We start from the raw sequence: 22,478 nt of genomic DNA, 5'->3' as shown, positions 1-22,478 counted from the left end.
GCGGGCGGGGAACGGGAAGAACCGTTCCCCGCCCGGCCCTCCGTGCGTCCGGGAGGCCGGGCGGTGTCCCGGCACACGGACGGCCAAGGAGGCGATCGGATGGACGGCCGGACCAACGGCACCCGGCGAGGGGTCATCTCCGACTGGGGAGGCGTGCTCACCCCGCCCCTCGCGGAGGGGATCCGGGCCTGGCTGCACGCCGACCGGATCGACGTGGAGCACTACTACGAGGTCATGCGCCCCTACTTCGACGGCAGCCTCGCGGACGCCAACCCCGTGCACGCCCTGGAACGGGGCGAGGTCGACACGCGGGAGTTCGAGCGCGCCATCGCGGCGCTGCTGCGCTCCACCCACGGCGGCCCGGTCGTGGCCGAGGGGCTGATCCACCGCATGTTCTCCAACTTCGACCCCGTGCACGCCATGTACGAGGCGCTGCGCGGGGCCCGGCTCGGCGGTGCCGGCACCGCCCTCCTGTCCAACTCGTGGGGCAACGGCTACCCGCGCGAGCACTTCGAGTCGACCTTCGACGCCGTGGTGATCTCGGGCGAGGTGGGCATGCGCAAACCCGAGCACCGCATCTACCTGCACACCTGCGACCTCCTGGGGCTCCGGCCCGAGGACTGCGTGTTCATCGACGACCTGGAGCACAACGTCCGCACCGCCGAGGAACTCGGCATGACCGGGATCCTGCACACCGACGTGGCGCAGACGCAGCGGGCGCTCGACCGCTTCCTGGAGCCGGACGGCGACGGCGCGCCGCCCGCGGCCGACCGCCGGGGGCGCGCGGCGGCCTGACCGGGCGGCGGCGCCGCGCCCCCCGGCGCGTCCACCTCAGGTTCCTTGGCAGACTCGAGGGGTCCCGCCCACATCCAGGAGAGCAGCCGCGCCCATGTACGTCTTCCTGCCCAGCACCGTCCCCGCCCTCGCCGCGCTCCTGGAGGAGGGCCGCCTGGAGGGCGCCCCCCTGACGGCGTTCGCGGCCGACCCCGGCCCGGAGGGCGACACCGAGGAGGCCGAGTACGAGGCCATGTACGCCGCCGCGGAGGAGTCCCTGGCCCTGCTGGCCGCCGACCCCGCCGCGCCCCGCCGCCGGGTGGTGCTGGCCGCGAACATGCCCGACGCCGTGGTCGAGCGGGAGGGCGGCGCGGCCGACGGGGTGGTCCGCGTGCGGGTCACCGCCGCCGTCCCTTACAAGAAGCTGGCCTCGGCGCACGTCGACGACCCCGCCGCGTCCGCCGACGTCGCCGCCGCCGCGGCGGAGCCCGGGTCCGGAGCCGCCGACGACCACGAGCTCATGTGGTTCGCCGTCCAGGAGCTCCGCCACCTCGTGTCCGGGGAGTGACGGGAGCACCCGGCAGGGCGGGTCCGTCCCGCCCTCCTGGGCGCGTCATCCTCCCGAAGGCGCGAGGTAGCAGTAGGCCGGAACGGCCTCCGCGCCCTCCACCGCGTGCCGGACCTCCCCGGTGCGCTCCCAGCCGAGGCGTTCGTAGAGGCGGATCGCGGCCCGGTCCTTGGCCATGACGTCGAGGACCAGGCGAAGCCCCGAGGTCCGGGCGAACTCCGTTGCCGCCACGGTCAGACGTTCCCCGACTGCGCGCCGCCGCGCCTTGGGCAGGACGAACAGCCGAGCCAGCACGGCGATCCGCTCCCCGGATCCGCCGAGGGCCTCGGCCCCTTTCAGTACGGCGTCCCCACCGTCGGCGCGTCCGACGCCGACGTGCCCGACGACCTCACGGTCGAGTTCGGCAACCCAGGAGCGCAGGAGTCCTGGGTGCGTCAGCCAGGCCCGGGGATCGGCCACGCCCTCGACCGGATAGCCGTCCCTGGCGTGCACCTCGACCAGGGCAGCTGCCGCCACCGCGAGGTCGGCCTCCTCGCGCACCCGTACCGTCACGTCGTCGCTCGTCATCCTCAGTCCTCGATCGGCATGTCGTAGTCCAGTCCTCCGAGGTCGGCGCGCATGGTGAACCGCGTGACCTCGAAGGGCAGACCGTTGTGATCGATCCCGGTGTGCAGGACCTCCAGAACAGGGACCCCGGCGGGTATGCGGAGGCCGGAAGCCTCCTGTGGCGTGGGCATCCGCGCCGAGACCTCCTCGCGGCTCCGGGAGATGCGGTGACCGCGTTCCTCGAAGCGTCCGTACAGGCTCTCTCGGCCCAGGTCCGCCGACGTCGCGAGGACGCTTCCGTCGGCCACCTCCCAGGGGATGTACGTGACTCCGACCTGTACGGGGTACTCCTCCGTGCCGTCGGAGGCGAAGTACCAGTTCTCCCGGCGGACCACGGAGGGCGCGTCCGTGGTCGCCCCGAGCCTCTCGGCGACGTCGGCCGGTGGTGCGACCCGTTCGATGGACGTGCACTCCACCCGGGGTGTGAGGCCCTGTTCGGCCAGCTCCGCACGGTAGGGGGAGAGACCGGTCTCCTGCCTCGTCGTTCGCGAGTACCGGGCGCCGCCGAACCTCAGCAGGCGCCTTCTCCTCCGGACGAAGACGCCGCGTCCGTGCCGGACGTCCACCAGTCCCTCCTCGGAGAGGAGTCGGACGGCCTCCCTGACGGTGTTGCGGGCGATACCGAACCTGTCGGCCAGTGCGCGCTCCGACGGAAGCTTCTCGCCCTCGGCCAGTTCTCCTGCGGCGATCGCCGACCGAAGGCCGTCGGCGACACGGCGGCTGGGCAGGCGCCGCCCGGTGTCCTCCTCATTCATGGCAGCCACCTTACACAACTGGCTTGAGCCAGATCTTGACTGGCTCAAGCCAGTTGTGCTCCACTGTGACACAGAGTCCCCGATCCGTGACGGAGTATCGGTTCTCGGAAGACTTCCCCGGGACCGGACGCCTGTCGTCCTGTTCCCCCTGTGCTGAGGAGAGTGCGTATGGCCGAGTCCGACTGCGCGGCTTGCGGTGGTACCGGAAGCTTTGTCGTCACATCCGACGGGCAGAAGAAAGGGTGGGGGCAGGACAAGGAGGTCCACACCTGTCAGCAGTGCAGCGGTACCGGGAAGGTGCGCAAGTGACGGATTTCGTGCGGCTGCACGCCGAACTCGTCGACCGGCTCGACGCGGGCGACGCGATCCGCGCGGCATTCGCCGATCACCCCAGGCACCGCTTCATCCCGGACCTGGTGTGGCCCGAAATCCAGGGGTTGCCGCTCATCCGGTCGGCCGCTCCGGAACGTTGGGCCTCCTACGTCTACGACAGCGACGCCGTGGTCACCCAGGCCAATGACGGGGGAAGCGGAGCGGTCAACACCCCCACCTCCTCCTCGTCGGCCCCGCAGCTGATGGCGGACATGATCGGAGCCGCGGGGATCGAACCAGGGATGCGCGTGCTGGAGATCGGCACCGGAACCGGTTGGAACGCGGCCATCCTCTCCTCGCTCGTCGGTCCCACGGGTTCGGTGACCTCGCTGGAGATCGACGCCCGGGTCGCCGAAGCCGCGCGCAGGCGCCTGGAGGCCGACCGAGTGGAGGTGGTGCACGGCGTCGAGCCCCCCGATGGAGCCGTCTACGACGCGATCATCGCCACGTGCGCCGTCACCCGGATTCCGTCCGCGTGGATCAGGCAGGCGGAGCCGGAGGCGGCGATCGTGGTCCCGTGGGGACCCTTCTCCGGATCCCACTCCAGCCCGGTCGCCTCCCTTCGCCGGACCGGACCCGGGAGCGCCGCAGGCACGTTCGTGTGCGAGGCGTTCTTCATGCGGGACCGCACCCAGCGAGTGCCGCCCGGCGGTTTCCCGGGTATGGGGCGCGACCCGGAGTCGACTTCCGTCGTGCCGTTCACCTCGGACGGCCTGGTCGAGGACGACCTGCTTACTCGGATCATGCTCATGCTTCCGGGGGTACGCATCGGTGTCGGAGGCCGCCCCTTCAGCGGCGGGCAGGGACGGATCATCTACATGGGCACGCCGGACGACTCCTGGGCGTACCTGTGGCCGGACGGATCGGTCCACGGGGGTGGCCCGACGCCGCTCGCGGACCAGCTGCGCGAGGCCCACGCCCTCCTGGAGAGGGAGGGGCCGCCGGCCGTGGACAGGTTCTCGTTGGAGGTCGGCCTCGTGGAGGGCGCCGCCCGGGTACGGACGGCGTTCGGGGTCTGGGACCACCCGGTGTAGGCACCCTCGTCCAGCCCGGGCCACCCCGCGTCCTCCAGTGCGGCGTAGGCCTTCGCCAACTCCTCCACCGGATCGCGGGGTATTGGGGGTCCCGCTGTTCCGGAGCCGTGGGGGCTGAGGCCTTCGGTCGCCCCGGTGGTTGAGGCCGAGCGGTCGCGCCCTCCAGCACCGCCCACCTTCAACCGCCAAGGGGTGGCGGTGCAAACTCCTCTGTGGACGGGCTTCGCCCGCCTGAGACCGGCGGCACGGCGGGGTTTCGGACGGAGGTCCCGCTCTGGCACCCTGGCCGGGAGCGGGCGTGGTTTTCGCCGGGAAACGCCCATACGGCAAAATGGGCCCGTCCCTCCATCCCCGAACGCCGAGGAGTCAGCCATCAGCCGCCTGGTGCTATGGAACATCGACCTCACCCTCCTCGACGCGGGCCAGGTGATGAGGGCGGCCTACGCCGAGGCCTTCGAGAAGGTCACCGGCGAGCCGCTGGTCTACCTGACCTCGTCGGCGGGCCGGACCGACTCGGAGATGTTCTTCGAGTTCTGCGCCCGCAACTACGTCGACGTCGAACCCGACACGGCGGTCCTGGGCGAGTTCCTCGCCTCGCTGGAGGAGTCCTTCGGCAACCGCGCCGACGAACTCCTCTCCCGGGGCCGGGTCATGCCCGGCGCGGCGGCCTCCCTGGCCGCCGTCGCCTCCCTGCCCGACACGGTCCAGACCGTCGTCAGCGGCAGCACCCGGGTGAACGCCACGGCCAAGCTGGTCGCGTTCGGCCTGGACACCCACCTGAACCTGGCCATCGGCGGGTACGGGTCGGTCAACTACCCCAAGTCCAGCCTCATCCAGTCCATCAGGCTGCACGCCGCGGGCGAGGGGGGCCGGGCGTACACGGAGGCGGAGACGGTGTTCGTCACCGACTCGGCCCCCGACGTCCGCGCCGCGGTGATCGGCGGGGCCACCCCGGTGGCGGTCCTCAACGGGTCGACCACCGAGGGGCAGCTGCGCGACGCCGGGGCCCGCATCGTGCTGCCCGACCTGACCGACCCGCGGGCCGTGATGGCGGCGGTCCACCAGGCGACCGCCGGGTGACGGCATGTTCGTTCCCGTGAGGGGCAGGACGGCCCCCGTGCGTACCGCCGACGACGACCGCAATCCAGTTCTAACAGTACGTAACCACCGTGTAACGGTGTTGGTCATGCCCTCGCGTCCGAAAAGCAGTAGCCTGGTCAGCGGACGAGGCCGGAACAACGAGGTCCCGCGCCTCGCTACTCCGCCGCCTGTGCGCACAGGCTCAACCCAACACCATGGTCGTGGGGTTCCTTGCGGCCCAAGGTCCTCACGTCGAATCACACCTATGCACAGAAGTTCACAGGTCATATGACCGGGTGTTCTCCCAGTGCGCGTGCGACGTTGCTCACAAAGGAGTGAGATAGCCACATGACCGGGCAATCCGACGTCATCCTCCAGAAGCTGCTCAGCGAGGCGGCCGCCAAGTGGTCCCCGGGGACGCGACTCAGTCCCGAGGAGGCCGACGCGGTGCGGCGCTTCCTGCCCCTCTACTACCGCCACACGGACCCCGAGGAGATCGCCGGGCGAACCCCGGAGCAGATCTGCGGTCCCGCCGGCGCCCACCGCGCCTTCGGTACCGAGCGCACCCCGGGGCGGGCCAAGGTCCGCGTGTACACCCCCGCCGCGGACCGCGACGGCTGGGAGCAGCAGACCAGCGTCGTCGAGGTCGTGACCGACAACGCGCCCTTCCTCGTCTCGTCCGTGACCATGGCGCTCAACGAGCTCGGCGCGGGCGCACGGCTGATCATCCACCCGCAGATGACCGTCGGCCGCGACCTCGCCGGCCGCCTGGTGAGGGTGGACCCGGAGCTCGGAGGGGAGGGCCTGCTCCCCACCGACGAGTCCTGGATGCACATCGAGATCGACCTGCAGTCCGACCCCGAGCGGGTCAAGGAGATCACCGACCGCGTGGAGAGCGTCCTCAACGACGTCCGCTACGTGGACGAGGACGCCGCCAAGATGAGCAACCGGGCCATCCGGATCGCCGACGAGCTCGCCGCGTACCCCGACCGCCTCGCGGCCGGAGGGGTCGATCCGCGCGAGATCGGCGAGAGCGTCGACTTCCTGCGCTGGACGGCCAGCCGCCACTTCACCTTCATGGGCTACCGCGAGTACGCCCTGGTCACCGACGAGAACGGCGACGACTCCCTGCGCCCCGAGCCCGGATCCGGCCTCGGCGTCCTGCGCATGGACTCGCCCGCCTCCACCAGCTTCGCCGCCCTGCCCCCCGAGATCCGGGGCAAGGCCCGCGAGCCCTACATCCTGGTCCTCACCAAGGCCAACTCGCGGGCCACCGTCCACCGCCCCAAGTACCTGGACTACATCGGGGTCAAGAAGTTCGACGCCCAGGGCAACATCGTCGGCGAGCGCCGGTTCCTGGGGCTGTTCACCTCCCAGGCCAACACCACCAGCATCGCCCAGATCCCGATCCTGCGGCGCAAGCAGGCCGAGGTGCTGGCCCTGGCCGGGTTCGAGGCCGACAGCTACGACGGCTCCGACCTCATCGAGCTCCTGGAGACCTTCCCCCGGGAGGAACTCCTCCAGATCCCCGTGAACGAGCTGTACAACATCGTCCGCGGCGTCCTGCGCCTGCGCGACCGCCGCGGGACCAAGCTGTTCATGCGCCGCGACCCGTACGGCGGCCGCTACATGTCCTGCTTCGTGTACATGCCGCGCGACCAGTACAGCACCCGGGTGCGCCTCGACATCCAGAAGGTCCTCGCCGACGCCTTCCAGGGCGCCACGATGGACCACAACGTGCTGATCGGCGCAGCGCCGCTCGCCCGCCTGTACCTGGTGGCCCGCGCGGAGCACGGCCGGACCCTCGCCGACATCGACCAGGTCTCCCTCGAGGAGAAGGTCCGCAACGCCGCCCGCTCCTGGGACGCCGACTTCGACGACGCCCTCACGGAGGCCTTCGGCCCCGTCCGGGCCACCGCGTACAAGGAGCGCTACGGCAGCGGCATCACCGAGGCCTACAAGGTCGACAACAGCCCCGCCACGGCCGCCGGAGACATCGGCGTGCTGGAGGAGCTGATCGGGCGCACCGACCCCGACGAGCGGCACGGCGCGTTCTCCGCCAGCCTCTACCGGAGGGAGGAGGACGGTCCCCGCGCCTGGCGGTTCCGGCTCTACCGGATCGGCGAGCCCATCTCGCTGTCCCGCGTCCTGCCCGTCCTGGAGGACCTCGGTGTCGAGGTCGTGGACGAGTGGCCCTCCGACATCTCCGTGCAGGGCGTCGGCAAGGTGTGGGTCTACGACTTCGGCCTCGGCCCCATCCCCGAGTCCGACCTCCGGCCCGACCGCCTCAAGGCGCTGTTCGAGGAGGCCTTCGACGCCTCCTGGCGCGACCTCGGCGAGTCCGACCGGTTCAACGCCCTGGTCGTGCGGGCGGGGCTGGACTGGCGCCAGCTCACCGTCCTGCGCGCCTACGCCAAGTACCTGCGCCAGACCGGGTCCACGTTCACCCCGGACTACCTGGCCGACGTCCTCGTCGCCAACGTCGGGATCGCCAACCTGCTGGTCGAGCTGTTCGAGGCCCGCTTCGACCCCGACCAGTCCGACGCGGGCCGCGACGAGCGCGCCGACGCGATCATCCGCAAGGTCGAGGGCGAGCTGGAGGCCGTGGCCAGCCTGGACCACGACCGCATCCTGCGCTCCTTCCTGGCGGTCATCCGCGCCACCCTGCGCACCAACCACTACCAGGGGCGCCCCTACCTGGTGCTCAAGCTCAACCCGCAGGCGATCCCGGAGCTGCCCCACCCGCGGCCGCGGTTCGAGATGTTCGTGTACTCCCCCCGGGTGGAGGGCGTGCACCTGCGCTTCGGCTCGGTCGCGCGTGGCGGACTGCGCTGGTCCGACCGCTTCGAGGACTTCCGCACCGAGGTCCTCGGCCTGGTCAAGGCCCAGATGGTGAAGAACTCCGTGATCGTCCCCAGCGGGGCCAAGGGCGGGTTCGTCTGCAAGCGCCTGCCCGAGAACGGCACCCGCGAACAGGTCACGGCCGAGGTCGTCTCCTGCTACAAGGACTTCATCAGCGGCCTGCTCGACGTCACCGACAACCTCGTCGACGGCCGGGTGGTGCACCCCGAGCGCACCGTCCTGCACGACGGGGACGACTCCTACCTGGTCGTGGCCGCCGACAAGGGCACCGCGACCTTCTCCGACACGGCGAACGCCATCTCCACCGAGCGCGGGTTCTGGCTCGGCGACGCCTTCGCCTCGGGCGGCTCGGTCGGCTACGACCACAAGGCCATGGGCATCACCGCGCGCGGCGCCTGGGAGTCGGTCAAGTACCACTTCCGCGAGATGGGCGTCAACGTGCAGGAGGAGCCGTTCACCGCCGTCGGCGTCGGCGACATGTCCGGCGACGTGTTCGGCAACGGCATGCTCCTCAGCAAGCAGACCAAGCTGGTGGCCGCGTTCGACCACCGCCACGTCTTCCTCGACCCGGACCCCGACCCGCACACCTCCTGGGCGGAGCGCAAGCGGCTGTTCGACCTGCCGCGGAGCACCTGGGAGGACTACGACCCCGCCCTGCTCTCCGCGGGCGGCGGAGTGCACCCGCGCACGGCCAAGTCCGTGCCGGTCACCCCGCAGGTGCGCGAGGTCCTGGGCATCGACGAGGACGTCGACTCGCTCACCCCGGACGAGCTGATCCGGCACATCCTCACCTCGCCGGTCGACCTGCTCTGGAACGGCGGCATCGGCACCTACGTCAAGGCCAGCACCCAGACGCACGCCGACGCCGGCGACAAGGCCAACGACCAGGTCCGCGTCGACGCCACGGAACTGCGCGTCAAGGTGGTCGGCGAGGGCGGCAACCTGGGCCTGACCCAGCCCGCCCGCATCGAGTTCGCCCGGGAGGGCGGCCGGGTCAACACCGACTTCATCGACAACTCCGCCGGTGTGGACACCTCCGACCACGAGGTCAACATCAAGATCATGCTCGACCGCGAGGTGCGGGCGGGCAGCCTCGGCAAGGGCGACCGGGACCAGCTGTTCATCGACATGACGGACGAGGTCGCCGACCTGGTCCTGGACAACAACTACGCCCAGAACACGGTCCTGGGAGCCGCGCGCAAGCAGGACCGGCAGATGCTGCACGTGCACGGCAGGTACATGCGGCACCTGGAGCGCACCAAGGTCCTCAAGCGCAAGCAGGAGGACCTGCCGTCGGACAAGACCCTCGCGGAGCGGCGCGCCGCGGGCAAGGGCCTGACCGGGCCGGAGTTCGCGACGCTGCTGTCGTACACCAAGATCAGCCTCAAGGACCAGATCGCCGCGTCCGACCTGGCCGAGGACCCGTACCTGGCCGACACCCTGACCGGTTACTTCCCCACGCCCCTGCGGTCGGAGCGCTTCGCCCGGGGCGTGGCCTTCCACCCGCTGAGGCGGGAGATCATCGTCAACCAGGTCGTCAACCAGCTCGTCAACCGCTCCGGGGTGACGTTCGCGTTCCGCCTCAACGAGGAGCTGGGATCCGGCGCCGCGGACATCGCCCGCGCGTTCCTGGTGGTCCAGGAGGTGCTCCAGCTCCGCAGGTTCTGGGGCGTGGTCGAGGAGCTGGACCACGAGATCTCGGTGGACAGCCAGCTGTCCCTCCTGCTGGAGACGCGCAAGCTGGCCGAGCGCTCCGCCCGGTGGCTGCTGCGCAACCGCACCTTCCCCTTCGACATCCGCAGCGAGATCGGCTTCTTCGCGGACGGCGTCGGGGAGGTGCTGCCGCGCCTGGTCGAGATGCTCCGCGGACGCGACCGCGAGGCGTTCACCGAGCGCCGCGACCGCTACATGGCGATGGGGGTGTCCTCCGGCCTCGCCGAGAGGGTCGCCGCCATGGTGCCCGCGTACTCCACCCTGGACCTGGTGGAGACCGCGCGCCGCACCGGCCGACCGGTCGCCAAGGTCGCGGAGCTGTACTTCGCCCTGGCCGACCGGCTCAACATCAGCTGGTGGCGCGAGCGCATCATCGACCTGCCGCGCGACGACAGGTGGGCCACGATGGCGCGTTCGGCGCTGCGCGACGACCTGTACGCCGCGCACGCCGACCTCACCGGCCGGGTCCTGGAGAGCGGGCCGTCGGAGGACGCCGACGAGCTGATCGCCGCCTGGCTGGCGCAGAACAGCGAGACGGTGGAGCGCGCAGGCATCACCCTGTCGGAGATCCAGGAGCACGAGCGGTTCGACCTGGCCACGCTGTCGGTGGCCCTGCGGTCCTTCCGCTCCCTGGTCGACTAGCCGGACCCGGCCCGGGGCGGGAGCCCCGGTCCCGGAGTGCCCGAGGGTCCCGCGCGACGCCGCGCGGGGCCCTGCCGCGTCCCGGGGACCTACACTGGGGACCGTGGCAGACATGGACCCAGCAGAGAAGATCAAAGAACTCGCGGCGACCCTGGCGAGCGTCTCCGCAGTGTTGGACCTGGAGGCGATGGGCACCCAGATCGCCGAGCTGCGCGAGCAGTCCGCGGACCCCGAGCTGTGGGCCGACCAGGACAACGCGCAGAAGGTGACGCGCCGCCTCTCCGTCCTGGAGTCCACGGTCAACAAGGTCAACGGCATCAGCCAGCGGCTCGACGACCTCGGCGTCCTCTTCGAGCTGGCCGAGATCGAGGACGACGCGGACACCAAGGACGAGGCCGACCGCGAGCTCGAGCAGCTGCGCAAGGAGATCGGCGAGCTGGAGGTGCGGACCCTGCTCAACGGCCCGCACGACGAGAGCGAGGCCATCGTCACCATCAACTCCCAGGCCGGCGGCGTGGACGCCGCCGACTGGGCGCAGATGCTCCAGCGCATGTACCTGCGCTGGGCGGAGCGGCACGGCTACCCGACGGAGGTCTACGAGACCTCCTACGCCGAGGAGGCGGGCATCAAGTCCACGTCCTTCGCGGTCAAGTCGGCCTTCGCCTACGGCACCCTGCGCGGCGAGCACGGCACGCACCGCCTGGTGCGCATCTCGCCGTTCGACAACCAGAACCGGCGCCAGACCTCCTTCGCGGGCGTCGACGTCGTGCCGATGGTCGAGAAGAGCGACCACATCGACATCGACGAGAAGACCGAGCTGCGCATCGACGTGTACCGCTCCAGCGGTCCGGGCGGCCAGGGCGTCAACACCACCGACTCGGCGGTGCGTATCACCCACCTGCCGACCGGGATCGTGGTGTCCTGCCAGAACGAGCGCTCGCAGCTGCAGAACAAGGCGACCGCCATGTCGATGCTCCAGTCCAAGCTCCTCGCACGCAAGCGCGAGGAGGAGCAGGCGGCGCTGGACGAGATCCGCGGCGACTCGGTGAGCAGCTGGGGGACCCAGATGCGCAACTACGTGCTCCAGCCCTACCAGAGCGTCAAGGACGTGCGCACCGGCATGGAGACCGGCAACACGTCGGCGGTCCTCGACGGTGAGATCGACGACTTCATCGACGCGGAGATCCGCTGGATGCGCAGCCGCGAGCGCCAGGACGGCTAGGCCGGGGTCCGCGGGCCGTTCCGGGCCCGCGTCCGCCGGGCCGAACCGCGTCACCCGCGGTCCGCGCCCGGGGAGGCCCCGGGGCCGCGCCCCGCGGCGGGGACACGCCCGGTCCCGGAACCTGTACCGCGGGTGTCCGGGCGGGGCCGGTGGGGGCACCGTAGCCCAATGGTGATGAGTACGACTCCGCAGTTTTACCGAAGTTGCTATATGTGAACGTTATCATCGGTTGACACCTCCGATATGCTCGTGGCTGCTGTCCGAGAGTGCACTGACGTTGCGGGCGAGACGCGACCTGGACAATCCGGGCCGCTCCCCCCTCTACACTGTCGGTTGGCCATGTGGCCGGTACGACCCGAGCGGAGTATCCTCCGCCAGGTCGCCCATACCTTCGAGAGCCTTGTGATGCGCCTGTGATCCACTTCGAGAACGTCACCAAGCAGTACCCGACCCAGAAGCGTCCCGCGCTCGACGGTGTTTCCATCGACGTGGACAAGGGCGAGTTCGTCTTCCTGGTGGGCCCGTCCGGCTCCGGAAAGTCGACCTTTCTCCGCTTGGTGCTCAAGGAGGAGAAGCCCGACAAGGGACGCGTCCACGTCGCCGGCAAGGACCTCGCGCGGCTTTCCAACTGGAAGGTCCCGCACCTGCGCCGACGCATCGGATGCGTCTTCCAGGACTTCCGACTCCTGCCGAACAAGAACGTCTTCGAGAACGTCGCCTTCGCCCTGGAGGTCATCGGCAAGCCGCGGCGCTTCATCCGCAAGGTCGTGCCCGAGGTCGTCGAACTCGTCGGCCTGGAGGGCAAGGCCGGGCGCATGCCCAACGAGCTCTCCGGTGGTGAGCAGCAGCGCGTGGCCATCGCCCGCGCCTTCGTCAACCGCCCGCAGATCCTGCTGGCCGACGAGCCCACCGGAAACATCGACCCCGCGACCTCCATCGGCATCATGAAGGTGCTGGACCGAATCAACCGCACGGGCACCACCGTCGTCATGGCGACACACGACGCCGCCATCGTCGACTCGATGCGCAAGCGCGTGATCGAGCTTGAAGAGGGCCTGGTAGTGCGCGACCAGACGCGCGGCGTCTACGGCCAGGCGTACTGACCTCCTTGCTGCGAGGACCGGCGCGGCAAAGCCCCGAAGGATGGACCTTTAACAGATCATGCGAGCACAATTCGTTCTCTCCGAGACGTGGATCGGCCTGCGTCGAAACCTGACGATGACCATCGCCGTCATCACGACGGTGGCCATCTCCCTCAGCCTGTTCGGTGCCGGTCTGCTGGTCAACCAGCAGGTCTCCGAGATGCGCACCTACTGGGACGAGCGGATCACGCTGACCGTCTACATGTGCACCGACATCTCGCCGACCAGCATCTGCGAGGAGAACGGCGCGGCGACGGAGGAGGACCGCGCCGAGCTGGCCGCCAAGCTGGACGGCATGAACGAGGTCGACGGCTACGAGTACCTGACCCCGGCCCAGGCCTGGCAGGACTTCCAGGACCGGCTCGGCGCCTCCAACGAGGCCCTGGCCGGCGCCGCCCAGGAGGGCGACATCCCGGACAACTACCGGGTGCAGCTCACCGACCCGTCGCACTACGACACGGTGCGCGCGGCGGTCCAGGGGTCGCCCGGCGTCGACAGCGTCTCCAACGACAGGGGCCTGCTGGAGCAGTTCTTCGGTCTGCTGGACGTCCTCAAGTGGGCCGCCCTGGTCGTCGCCCTCGTGCAGCTGGCCGCGGCCGCGCTGCTGATCGGCAACACGATCAGGCTCTCCGCCTACAGCCGCCGCCGGGAGACCGGCATCATGCGGCTGGTCGGCGCGTCCAACTTCTACATCCAGCTGCCGTTCCTCCTCGAGGGCGCGATCGCCGGTTTCGCCGGCGGTCTGATCGCCTCCGGGTTCATCGTGGCCACCCGGTTCACGCTGCTCACCCGGATCGAGGAGTGGTTCCAGTTCGACGTCGCCCTCGGCACGGGCGCGCTGATGTACGTCATCGGCGTGTCGATGATCCTCGGTGTGCTGCTGTGCGCCGTGACCTCGTTCCTCACCCTGCGCCGCTACCTGAAGGTCTGACGCGGCCGCCGGGGGGCGGAAAGACCACAACCGGGGGGCCTCGTGCCCCCCGGACGTATGAAGGGACAGACCTGTGGCACGGGAAACCGGGCACAAGCTCATCGCGCAGAACAAGCGAGCCCGGCACGACTACCACATCGACGAGACCTACGAGGCGGGTCTGGTCCTCACAGGCACCGAGGTCAAGTCGCTCCGGCAGGGCCGGGCCTCCCTCGTCGACGGCTTCGCCCACATCAACGACGGCGAGGTGTGGCTGGAGAACGTGCACATCCCGGAGTACTCGCAGGGAACCTGGACCAACCACGCGGCCCGGCGATCGCGTAAGCTACTCCTGCACCGCGAGCAGATCTCCCGGCTCATCGGGAAGACCCGGGAGCCCGGTCACACGCTGGTACCGCTTTCCCTGTACTTCAGCGACGGCCGGGCCAAGGTCGAGATCGCTCTGGCCCGCGGTAAGCGTGAGTACGACAAGCGCCACGACATCGCCGAGCGCGAGGCGAAGCGGGACATGGAACGCGCGCTCCGCCGCCGCAACCGATGAGGCGCCCGAAAGGAACACACACGGTGTCCCCCCGTCCCCTTGGCCGGTTCACGGCCGTCGGCAGCGCACTGATCCTCGCCGCCACCCTGGCCGCCTGCACACCGAACCCCAGTCCGGAGGTGGCGGTCAGGTCCTTCCTGCTCGCCTGGCAGGACGGGGACCACGAGGGGGCCGCGGCGTACACCGACGGCGACCCCGAAGAGGTCGCGGGCGCGCTCACGGACATGCGCGAACAGCTCGACCTGGCGTCCCTGCGCTTCGGCCTGGGCCCCATCACCCGTGAGGGCGACGCGGCCGACGCCGAGTTCGAGGTGCACGCGGACCTCGGCATCGGCGACCCGACATGGAACTACACCGGCCGCATGCCCCTGGTGTGGGGCGCGGACGGCTGGAAGATCAGCTGGTCGTCGAGCGTCCTGCACCCCGACCTCAGCGAGAACGAGCGGCTGGCGGTCAGCTACGAGAGCCAGGAGCGCGGGCAGATCCTCGACCGCGAGGGCGAGCCGCTGGTCTCCGCGGACAGCGTGACCGCGTTCGGCGTGTTCCCCGCCGAGATGGAGGACAAGGAGGCCGGGGTCACCCAGCTCGCCGAACTCCTGGAGGAGGACCCCGACCCGCTCCTCAACCGCGTGCGCTCCGCCCCGCCCGAGCAGTTCCAGCCGCTCGTGCTCATGCGCGGCTCCAGCGTCGACGAGAACCTGCTGAGCGAGGCCGGGAGGATCTCCGGCGTCGACACGCAGGAGGTCGAGATCAACCTGACGCCGTCGATGGCGCCGTTCCTGCTGGGCGAGGTCGCCGGCACGTCCGAGCACCGGGTGTCCGCCCGTGTGCCGGGCCCCTACCAGGCGGGCGACACGATCGGGCTGAGCGGCCTCCAGAACATCTTCCAGCACGAGCTGGCGGGCTCCGGCACCACCCAGGTCGTCTCCCTGGACGACGGCGGAGAGGTCACCGACGTCCTCGACTCGTGGGCGGGGGAGCTCAGCGGGGTCATCGACACGACCCTGGACTCGGGCGTGCAGCGCGCCGCGGAGACGGCCCTGGAGACCCTGCCCGACAACGGCTACCTGGTGGCCGTGGACGCCGCCAGCGGCGAGGTCCTGGCAGCCGCCAACGCCTCCGGCAACACCACCGACGACGCGGCCCTCACGGGCTCCTACGAGCCAGGGGGAGCCTTCACGATGGTGTCGGCCCTGGCGGCGCTGGAGTCCGGCGCCACCACGCCCGACGGCGTCGTGCCGTGCGGTTTCTCGGCCGAGGTCGGCGGACGGACCTACGTCAACCCCAGCAGCGGGTTCCTGTCCGGGGAACCGGACCTGGCCCGCAACCTGGCCTTCATCTGCAACGTCGGGTTCGTGGAACTCGGCTCCGAGGTGGGGGCCGACGCCCTGGCGGAGACGTCGCAGAAGCTGGGCATCGGCGCCGAGTGGCAGCTGCCCGTCCCCGCGTCCTCCGGTGCCGTCTCCATCGGCGGCGCCGACGAGGACGTCGCCTCCGCCATGATCGGCGAGCACGGCGTCCGGGTGAGCCCGCTGAGCATGGCGCTCGCGGCGGGCGCCGTCGCCGACGGCACCTGGCACGCCCCCACCCTGGTCCGGCAGGAGGGCCCGTCCCCGGCCGGGGCCGAGGCCCTGGACGAGGCCCACCTCGAGGTGGTGCGCACGGGGATGCGCGACGCCGTCGTCAACCGGATGCCCGAACTGCTCGCCGGCGGGGGAGAGGTGTACGGGCAGGCCGCCCGCACCGAGCAGGACGGCACCGCGCTGCACTGGTTCGTGGGCTACAAGGACGGGATCGCCTTCGCGGTCCTGGCCGAGGTGGACCCGAGCATGACCGCGTGGTCGCAGTACGCGGTGGACGCCACGAACGTCTTCCTCAACACCCTGGCCTCCGGCGTTCCCGCGGAGGGGACGGTCCCGCTGGACGGGGCCGAGCTCACCGGCGGCGAGGAGCAGGTCGGCTGGTAGCGGTCGGCGGGGCGCAGGCCCCGCCCTGTCGCGGCCGGCCGGCGGGTCCGCGCGGGCCAAGGAGCGGCAAAGAACGGTCCCCCCGGGCAACTCCCGGGGGGACCGCTCGCGTCTTCCCCTGTGACTGGGACCGCCACGGGGGTAGCGGACCAGTACGTGGGGCAGGACCTCATCTCGGGGGAGATCCTGCCGGTTCCCACGAGGTCGGCCGGACCCTGCCGACCGCCCCCCGTGAGCCGCGTCGACCACTTCTCGCGTCCGCGCTCACGGGGGTTCTCCGCGTCCGGGAGGATTCGGGGCCCCGGACGGGAATCAGCTTGGCCCCCGTGCCGTTGTAAGGGTAGAGTGACGGACGCACGGGCGTTCGACGCTCGCGTGTCGGCCGACCGTCTGACGGGAGGCTTTGACAATTTCACAGGGGGTGATCGGTTTCGACTTCGGTAGTCGTTCCAGGGGAAGCGGGTCGAGGGTTGCGTTTGTGACCTCGTTAATCCTGCATTCGCATAAACACAAGTGCCAATTCTAAGCGCACTGAGTTCGCTCTCGCTGCCTAAGCGATAGCGTCTCTGTCGACCTGAGCATGTCATCGGCCCAGGACTCGGCATCAACAAGGTGACTTACCGCTCAGATCAGGCCACGGGGCCTGAGCGGGACATTTTCGTGGCTGGGCCTGTCAGCGATGTGTCTGTGCAAGCGCTGGGGCCGAGTAGAACGACAGCGCAGACTGCACCCGGAGAAGCCCTGGCTCGGTGCTGAAGGACGCGGGTTCGATTCCCGCCACCTCCACTCGATGACGGGACGGTCCCGTGCGACGGCTCGTGCCGCCGCGCGGGGCCGTCCCGTCGTTGTGTCCGTGGACGCCTTCCCGGACCCGGCGCGAGGCTTCGCCTCGCGGTTCGCGGCCGGTTCGCGTCACCCCTGTTCCATGACGGCACGGCCCCGCCCGCGCGTGATCGCGCTCGCGGGGCCGTCCGTCGTTCCGGGCCCCGGTCCGCCGCAGTCGGCGGGCCGGGGCCCTTCGTGTGCCCGGACCCGTATCCGTGCGGCGATGCCACCTAGATTGCTATCCTGACTAGGTGGCGATACTGTCTAGGTAGTGAAGTCGAGCCACTGCTGGTGGCGGAGGCGAGGGGCCGCAGGTTCCGGGTGACCGGTGCGTGCGGTTCCCGACGAAGGAGGACGCACGCATGGACCGCCGCGCGAGCTGGCTCAAGGGGGTGCTGGACCTCCTGGTCCTGGCCACCCTGACCGAGGGGGAGAGCTACGGCTACGAGATCTCCAAGCGCTTGGACGGGAGCGGGTTCGGCAGGATCCGCGGAGGCACGCTCTACCCGGTGCTCAACCGGTTGGAAGAGGCCGGGCTGGTCGTCGCGGAGTATCGCGCCGCGCCGAAGGGGCCCGGCCGCCGCTACTACACACTGACCGACGGTGGACGCGCCTTCCTGCGGGAGCAGGGCGCGGCCTGGATGGAGTTCGACGCCTCGGTGCGCTCGGTACTCGTGGACGGAGAGACTGCATGAGCGACTACTTCGGAGCCCTCGCCGCACGGCTGCGGGAGCACGGCGTGGACGGTGAGCGGTCCCGGGCGCTGCTGGACGACCTCTCCGCCCACGCGGCGGAGAGCGGTGCGGACCCCGAGGAGGAGTTCGGCCCGGTGGAGGAGTTCGCCTCGGCGCTGACCCGCGCCTCCGGCGAGGTGGACCCCGGCGGTACCGGGGCCGACCCGGAGGACGAGGCCCTCGTGTGGACCGCAGACGCCTTCGAGGCGCCCGCCCGGCTCAACGAGATGGGTGCCCAGGGATGGGAGGTGGAGCGGGTGGACAGGTTCGGCCGCTTCGTCAGCCGGAGGTCCGCGGAACGGCCCCAGACGTGGGAGTACCGCCAGGAGGTCGGCTCCGGGCGCGCGGACCGTGAAATCCTCGGGGAGCGGCTGGCGCCCGGGGGCTGGGAGCCGTGCGGGCGCTGGTCCGTCCTCTCCTACTTCAAGCGTCCCGGTGCGGTCACCGCGGGGCCCGGCGCGGAGTTGGACTCCCCGCCGGCGCCCGGCGGACGCCGCTACTTCTTCGGCCGCAAGGGGGTGCTCGTCATCGGAGCCTCCCTCACGGTCGCCCTCGTCGCGGGCGGGTGGTCGGTGCTGAACCTGGTGTCCGGCGTCGCCGACGCGGAGGGCGCCGCGGACCTGGCCGGGTTCGCCACCGGGGCCGTGGTGGGGGCGATCGCCGTCCTCCTCCTGCTCTGGGGCGCCGTCCGCCTGGCGGCGGTCCGGCGGGAGCGCTCCGGAGGCTGAGGGTGCTCCCGGGCGCGTGCCCGCGGCGCCCCGGCCTCCCTTCCGCCGCCGGGTCGGAAGAAGTAGCCTCGTGGTCCCCTGGCCCGCGCCCCGTCGGGCAGGCGGAGCGCCTTCGACACGAGAGTTCTGCCGATGCCGAACAAGACAGCCGAGTCCCTCAACGCGAACCGTTCGTCCCTGGCGCACAAGGTGCGCTACGCGTTGCGCAACCCCGGGAGGGTGGTGCCCCACGTGCGCCGGTCCGTCCGGGACTGGAGACTGCGGATGACCCACCGCGACCACGTGGACTACTACCGGGCGGTGATGGCCTCCGACGCGGCCAGGGACCCCAGGGCCGCGGTGGGCAGCCGGAACGAGGAACGCTGGCTGGCCCTGGGGCGGATGCAGTTCGACTACCTGGTCGAGCACGGCCTCGAACCCGGGCACCGGATGCTGGACATCGGCTGTGGCAACCTGCGGGCGGGGTGGCGGCTGATCGACTACCTGGACGAGGGGGGCTACTACGGGATCGACATCTCCCCGGACATCCTCATCGCCGCCAAGGGGGTCCTCGTGGAGCGGGGGCTCCAGTCCAAGCTGCCGCACCTGGCGATCACGCGGGACCTGACGTTCTCGTTCCTGCCCGAGGGCCGCTTCGACGTGGTGCACGCGCACAGCGTGTTCTCCCACTCGCCGATCGAGGTGATCGACGAGGCCCTGGCGAACGTGGAGAGGATCCTGGCGCCGGGCGGGTTCTTCGACTTCACGTTCGACCGGACCGAGGGCGAGGAGCACCAGGTGCTGCGCGAGGACTTCTACTACCGCACCGACACGCTGATCGCCCTGGCGGAGAAGCACGGGCTCGACGCGCGCTTCATGGAGGACTGGGAGGAACGGCCGCACGGCCAGTCCAAGATCCGCGTCACCGCCCGTGGGCCCCGGTCCGAGGCAGGCTGAGGCAGGGGTCCTGTCCGCGCCGCCGGGGCCCGGCGGCCGCTGTCCGCCGTCCCGAGCCGTCCGCTCCTGCTGAATCTACGTCGTAAAGGACGCAGGGGATGCCATGCCCCGTTCCGATGGGGCGGCCGGTCCCGGTGCGTACCCACGTGCGGCGCGGACGCGTCGCCGCGGCGCCTCCCGGCGGCCCGGTCCCGGGCACGGACGGGGGCGGCGCCGAGCGGCGCCGCCCCCGTCGGCGCGGACGCGCGGTCCTCACGCCTCGGTGGCCCCCACCAGCCAGGCGACCTTGTGGGCCGTGACCCCGAGGCTCCCGCTGCTGCCGAGGTGGACCCCGAACGAGGCGAGGAACGCGTAGTCGAATTCCCTGCGTTCACAGATCACGTCCTCGACCGCGCAGGTGGACGCCGGATTGCTCACCCGAAGGTAGGGCGAGCGGCCGTCGACCACGTCCGCCCGGACGGAGTAACGGGACAGTTCGCCGGCGAGTTTGCCGAGGTGCCCGTGTTCCTCGGAGGCCTCCTGGGTCGGCTGCTCGTCCTCGGTCTGTCTCGACTGGGCCATGGCGCAGATCCTTTCGTGTCGAGCGCGGGTGCTCTCCTCGATGCCCTGCCGCCATTGTGACCCAAGGTTATAATACCGTTACGCACCCGGATGGCGACACGCCGTCATGCCGTCCAGGCCCCCCGGTACATCACGTCGGACACGGTGAGCCCCTCCGACATGACGACGAGGTCGGCGTGGCCCCCGACCTCGATCCGCCCCGCGCCGGCCAGGCCCAGCGCCGCCGCGGGGACCGACGACGCGGACCGCACCGCCTCGGGCACGCCGACCCCCAGCCCCTCGACCGCGTTGCGCACGGCCCGGGGCAGCACGATGGTGCTGGAGGCGATCGCCCCGTTCTCCACCAGCCGCGCCTCTCCGCCGCTCACGCGCACCCGCAGGTCGCCCAGCGTGTACTCGCCGTCGCCCAGCCCGGTCGCCGACATCGCGTCCGTCACCAGGGACACCCGGTCCGCGCCCGCGGCCGCGAACACCAGGGCCGCCGCGCCGGGGTGGACGTGCACGTTGTCCATGATCAGTTCGAGGGTCACCCGGCCGTCGTTCAGCGCGGCCGCGATCGGTCCCGGGTCCCTGTGGTTGAGCGGCCTCATCGCGTTGTACACGTGGGTGGCCACCGTCGCCCCGGCGTCGAAGGCCGCCAGGGTCTGCTCGTAGCCGGCGTCGGTGTGCCCCACGGCGGCCACCACCCCCGAGGACACCGCCGCGCCGATCAGGTCCAGGGCGCCCGGGAGTTCGGGGGCCACCGTGACCATGCGCACGTGCCCCCGGCCGGCCTTCAGCCAGCGGTCGAACTCGGCCGTGTCCGGGTCGCGCAGCAGCTCCGGGTCGTGCGCCCCGCACTTCGAGCGGGCGATGAACGGCCCCTCCAGGTAGATCCCCGCGAGCTCCCCGGCGTCGCAGAGCTCGGCGAGCGCCGCCACCTGGCGGACCGTGTCCTCGGGGGTGGCGGCCACCAGGCCCCCCACCAGGGAGGTCACCCCGTGGCGGCGGTTGAAGGCGACGATCTCGCGGACACCCTCCGGATCGGCCTCGGGGAAGGCGTGTCCGGCCCCTCCGTGGATGTGGGTGTCGACCAGGCCGGGGACGACCCACGAGCCGGCGAGGTCGCGGACCTCGCCGGGAGAGGCTCCGGAGGAGGGGGCGTCCGAGCCGAGCGCGGCCACGCGGCCGTTCTCGACCCGCAGCCAGCCGTCGTGGACTCCGTCGGGGGTCACGACGCGCGCGTTGGTGAGCGTGACGGGGGTGTGGGCCATGTTCGAGCTCTCTCTGCGTCTGCGGCGCCCGGTGAACGGGAGGGCGAAGGTTGTGTGGCGCAAATTACATCGCCGCGTCGGCGCCGGGTGGAAGGGGGTGTGCCTTCCGCCGTTGCGCCACGTATCCCCTGCGGAACTGGGGCGTTCCGAACCCTGGGACGGCTGTCCGAGGGCTGGACCGTACGTCGTCGGGGCCTGTCGTCGCGAGGCGGGGGGCGGCACGCATTGACGATAGCGGCCGCCGCGCCTCATGATGGAGGCATGTCCGCCGGTGAGCTGCTTGTCCAGCGCCTGCATGTCGATCTGAGACAGCAGGCGAGCGCGCTCTGTCGTAGCTAGTGCCTTGCGGGGCCGCAGCCCCGCGCCACGGGTGTACTCCCGTGACCGTGCCCTACCGCAGACACCGGACGCTCATCACTCCCAGTTCTGGGCCCGGGTCGTACCCCGGCCCGCGGAGCCTCCCTGCCAGGCCCGACGCACCGAGTCCCGGACGACGATGTCCACTCCCCGTGTCGGTAAGAGGAACGACGTCCTCTCCGGTGTCAGCACCCCGATCGCCGCCCCCCGACGTTTCCTCCGGTCGATCCCGGCTCGCTCTGACCGAACCCAGGAGTTCCGCATGACCCGCTTCACCGTGCTCGTCGCCGCCCCCCGCTCCCGTTCCGCCGTCCGGGACGCCGCCCTGCGCGCCGCCTCCGAGGTGGCCTCCCGCGCGGGGGTCGCCTCCGTCCCCGACGTCATCGACCTCGCGGAGCTGGGCCCCGACCTGCTCGCCGAGTCCTCCGAAGCCGTGGACGCCGCACTGGAGACGGTGCGGCGGAGCGACGTCCTGCTCGTCGCGTCCCCGCAGGCGCACGGCACCTACACCGGCCTGCTGAAGGTGTTCCTCGACCGCCTGCCCGAGCTGGGCCTGGGCCACACCGTCGCGGTTCCGCTGGCCGTCGTGGACGACCTGCGCAACAGCCACGGCATCGAGGAGGACCTGCGGATCCTGCTCGCCGACCTGGGCGCCTGGGTGGCCGAGCCCGGCCTGATCCTGGCCGACGACGAGACCGGCCGGCCCGACAGCGTCGTGCGGGCCTGGGCGGACGTCGCCGCCCCGGGTCTGCGCCAGGCCGTCTCCGTGGCCGCCTGACCCGGACCTGCCGTCCGCCGGCGGCGTGCCCGTGTCCAGGCGGCCATTCGGCGATGGGGTGGCATTGCGTGGGGGCACTCGAAATCTACCCTTTCCG

At 71.0% G+C, this 22,478-nt stretch carries 19 protein-coding genes and 1 other RNA gene; 16 read left to right on the top strand and 4 right to left on the bottom strand.

All coding sequences use genetic code 11. From position 1 onward, the window contains the following. Window positions 1–99 precede the first annotated feature (99 nt). Complete coding sequence (locus ABZ234_RS12215; protein ID WP_267948324.1) at window positions 100–795, top strand: HAD family phosphatase; 696 nt, start codon at window positions 100–102, stop codon at window positions 793–795. Window positions 796–889: 94 nt separating this feature from the next. After that, window positions 890–1,342 carry a hypothetical protein gene (locus ABZ234_RS12210; RefSeq protein WP_355012031.1) on the top strand — a complete coding sequence of 151 codons (453 nt, stop codon included), beginning with the start codon at window positions 890–892 and terminating at the stop codon, window positions 1,340–1,342. A 45-nt stretch (window positions 1,343–1,387) separates the two neighbouring features. Here ABZ234_RS12210 and ABZ234_RS12205 read toward each other — a convergent pair whose 3' ends face one another. Then, window positions 1,388–1,909 (bottom strand): GNAT family N-acetyltransferase, encoded by a 522-nt coding sequence (locus ABZ234_RS12205; RefSeq protein WP_355012030.1) that lies wholly within the window; start codon window positions 1,907–1,909, stop codon window positions 1,388–1,390. 2 nt (window positions 1,910–1,911) lie between these two features. Then, a complete protein-coding gene (locus ABZ234_RS12200) occupies window positions 1,912–2,703 on the bottom strand; it encodes a GntR family transcriptional regulator (protein WP_355012029.1) in 792 nt (263 codons plus the stop codon). A gap of 168 nt (window positions 2,704–2,871) precedes the next feature. Between ABZ234_RS12200 and ABZ234_RS12195 the strand changes: the two genes are divergently transcribed. The 13 genes from ABZ234_RS12195 to ABZ234_RS12135 all read left to right on the top strand — a co-directional run bounded on the left by ABZ234_RS12195 (window position 2,872) and on the right by ABZ234_RS12135 (window position 19,432). After that, a complete protein-coding gene (locus ABZ234_RS12195) occupies window positions 2,872–3,012 on the top strand; it encodes a hypothetical protein (protein ID WP_355012028.1) in 141 nt (46 codons plus the stop codon). Then, window positions 3,009–4,109 (top strand): rRNA adenine N-6-methyltransferase family protein, encoded by a 1,101-nt coding sequence (locus ABZ234_RS12190; RefSeq protein WP_355012027.1) that lies wholly within the window; start codon window positions 3,009–3,011, stop codon window positions 4,107–4,109. Before ABZ234_RS12195 ends, ABZ234_RS12190 begins: the two co-directional genes overlap by 4 nt. 384 nt (window positions 4,110–4,493) lie before the next feature. Then, window positions 4,494–5,189 carry a haloacid dehalogenase-like hydrolase gene (locus tag ABZ234_RS12185; RefSeq protein WP_355012026.1) on the top strand — a complete coding sequence of 232 codons (696 nt, stop codon included), beginning with the start codon at window positions 4,494–4,496 and terminating at the stop codon, window positions 5,187–5,189. Window positions 5,190–5,537: 348 nt separating this feature from the next. Continuing rightward, on the top strand, window positions 5,538–10,406 hold the full coding sequence (locus tag ABZ234_RS12180; protein WP_355012025.1) for an NAD-glutamate dehydrogenase: 4,869 nt from the start codon (window positions 5,538–5,540) through the stop codon (window positions 10,404–10,406). Window positions 10,407–10,509: 103 nt separating this feature from the next. After that, window positions 10,510–11,628, top strand: coding sequence for a peptide chain release factor 2 (gene prfB, locus ABZ234_RS12175; protein WP_267948328.1), 1,119 nt, complete (start codon window positions 10,510–10,512; stop codon window positions 11,626–11,628). A 413-nt stretch (window positions 11,629–12,041) separates the two neighbouring features. After that, complete coding sequence (ftsE, locus tag ABZ234_RS12170) at window positions 12,042–12,731, top strand: cell division ATP-binding protein FtsE (RefSeq protein WP_267948329.1); 690 nt, start codon at window positions 12,042–12,044, stop codon at window positions 12,729–12,731. Window positions 12,732–12,789: 58 nt separating this feature from the next. Continuing rightward, window positions 12,790–13,701: a permease-like cell division protein FtsX gene (gene ftsX, locus ABZ234_RS12165; protein WP_344182442.1), complete on the top strand. Its 912-nt coding sequence runs from the start codon at window positions 12,790–12,792 to the stop codon at window positions 13,699–13,701. Window positions 13,702–13,774: 73 nt separating this feature from the next. Next, window positions 13,775–14,242, top strand: coding sequence for an SsrA-binding protein SmpB (gene smpB, locus ABZ234_RS12160; RefSeq protein ID WP_267948331.1), 468 nt, complete (start codon window positions 13,775–13,777; stop codon window positions 14,240–14,242). Window positions 14,243–14,265: 23 nt separating this feature from the next. After that, complete coding sequence (locus tag ABZ234_RS12155) at window positions 14,266–16,209, top strand: penicillin-binding transpeptidase domain-containing protein (RefSeq protein WP_355012024.1); 1,944 nt, start codon at window positions 14,266–14,268, stop codon at window positions 16,207–16,209. A 417-nt stretch (window positions 16,210–16,626) separates the two neighbouring features. Further along, window positions 16,627–16,998, top strand: a transfer-messenger RNA (tmRNA) gene (gene ssrA, locus ABZ234_RS12150). A 398-nt stretch (window positions 16,999–17,396) separates the two neighbouring features. Then, window positions 17,397–17,729: a PadR family transcriptional regulator gene (locus ABZ234_RS12145; protein WP_267948333.1), complete on the top strand. Its 333-nt coding sequence runs from the start codon at window positions 17,397–17,399 to the stop codon at window positions 17,727–17,729. After that, entirely contained in the window at window positions 17,726–18,496 is a 771-nt protein-coding gene (locus ABZ234_RS12140; protein ID WP_355012023.1) for a DUF2812 domain-containing protein, read from the top strand. The genes ABZ234_RS12145 and ABZ234_RS12140 overlap by 4 nt, the downstream gene beginning before the upstream one ends. A gap of 132 nt (window positions 18,497–18,628) precedes the next feature. Next, the gene (locus ABZ234_RS12135; protein ID WP_355012022.1) at window positions 18,629–19,432 is read left to right on the top strand and encodes a class I SAM-dependent methyltransferase; all 804 of its coding nucleotides are present in this window, start codon (window positions 18,629–18,631) and stop codon (window positions 19,430–19,432) included. 252 nt (window positions 19,433–19,684) lie between these two features. Here ABZ234_RS12135 and ABZ234_RS12130 read toward each other — a convergent pair whose 3' ends face one another. Beyond that, window positions 19,685–19,993 (bottom strand): hypothetical protein, encoded by a 309-nt coding sequence (locus tag ABZ234_RS12130; protein ID WP_330158937.1) that lies wholly within the window; start codon window positions 19,991–19,993, stop codon window positions 19,685–19,687. Window positions 19,994–20,097: 104 nt separating this feature from the next. After that, window positions 20,098–21,246: an N-acetylglucosamine-6-phosphate deacetylase gene (gene nagA, locus ABZ234_RS12125; protein WP_352984408.1), complete on the bottom strand. Its 1,149-nt coding sequence runs from the start codon at window positions 21,244–21,246 to the stop codon at window positions 20,098–20,100. 619 nt (window positions 21,247–21,865) lie between these two features. Here nagA and ABZ234_RS12120 point away from each other — a divergent pair. Continuing rightward, window positions 21,866–22,381, top strand: a complete 516-nt coding sequence (locus ABZ234_RS12120) for an NAD(P)H-dependent oxidoreductase (RefSeq protein WP_267948338.1) — start codon at window positions 21,866–21,868, stop codon at window positions 22,379–22,381. Window positions 22,382–22,478 lie beyond the last annotated feature (97 nt).

This window comes from Nocardiopsis sp. NPDC006198 (assembly GCF_040613895.1).
Lineage (GTDB): Bacteria > Actinomycetota > Actinomycetes > Streptosporangiales > Streptosporangiaceae > Nocardiopsis > Nocardiopsis tropica.
The sequence above is the reverse complement of the archived record's forward strand: the minus strand, read 5'-3'. Positions and strand labels throughout refer to the sequence as shown.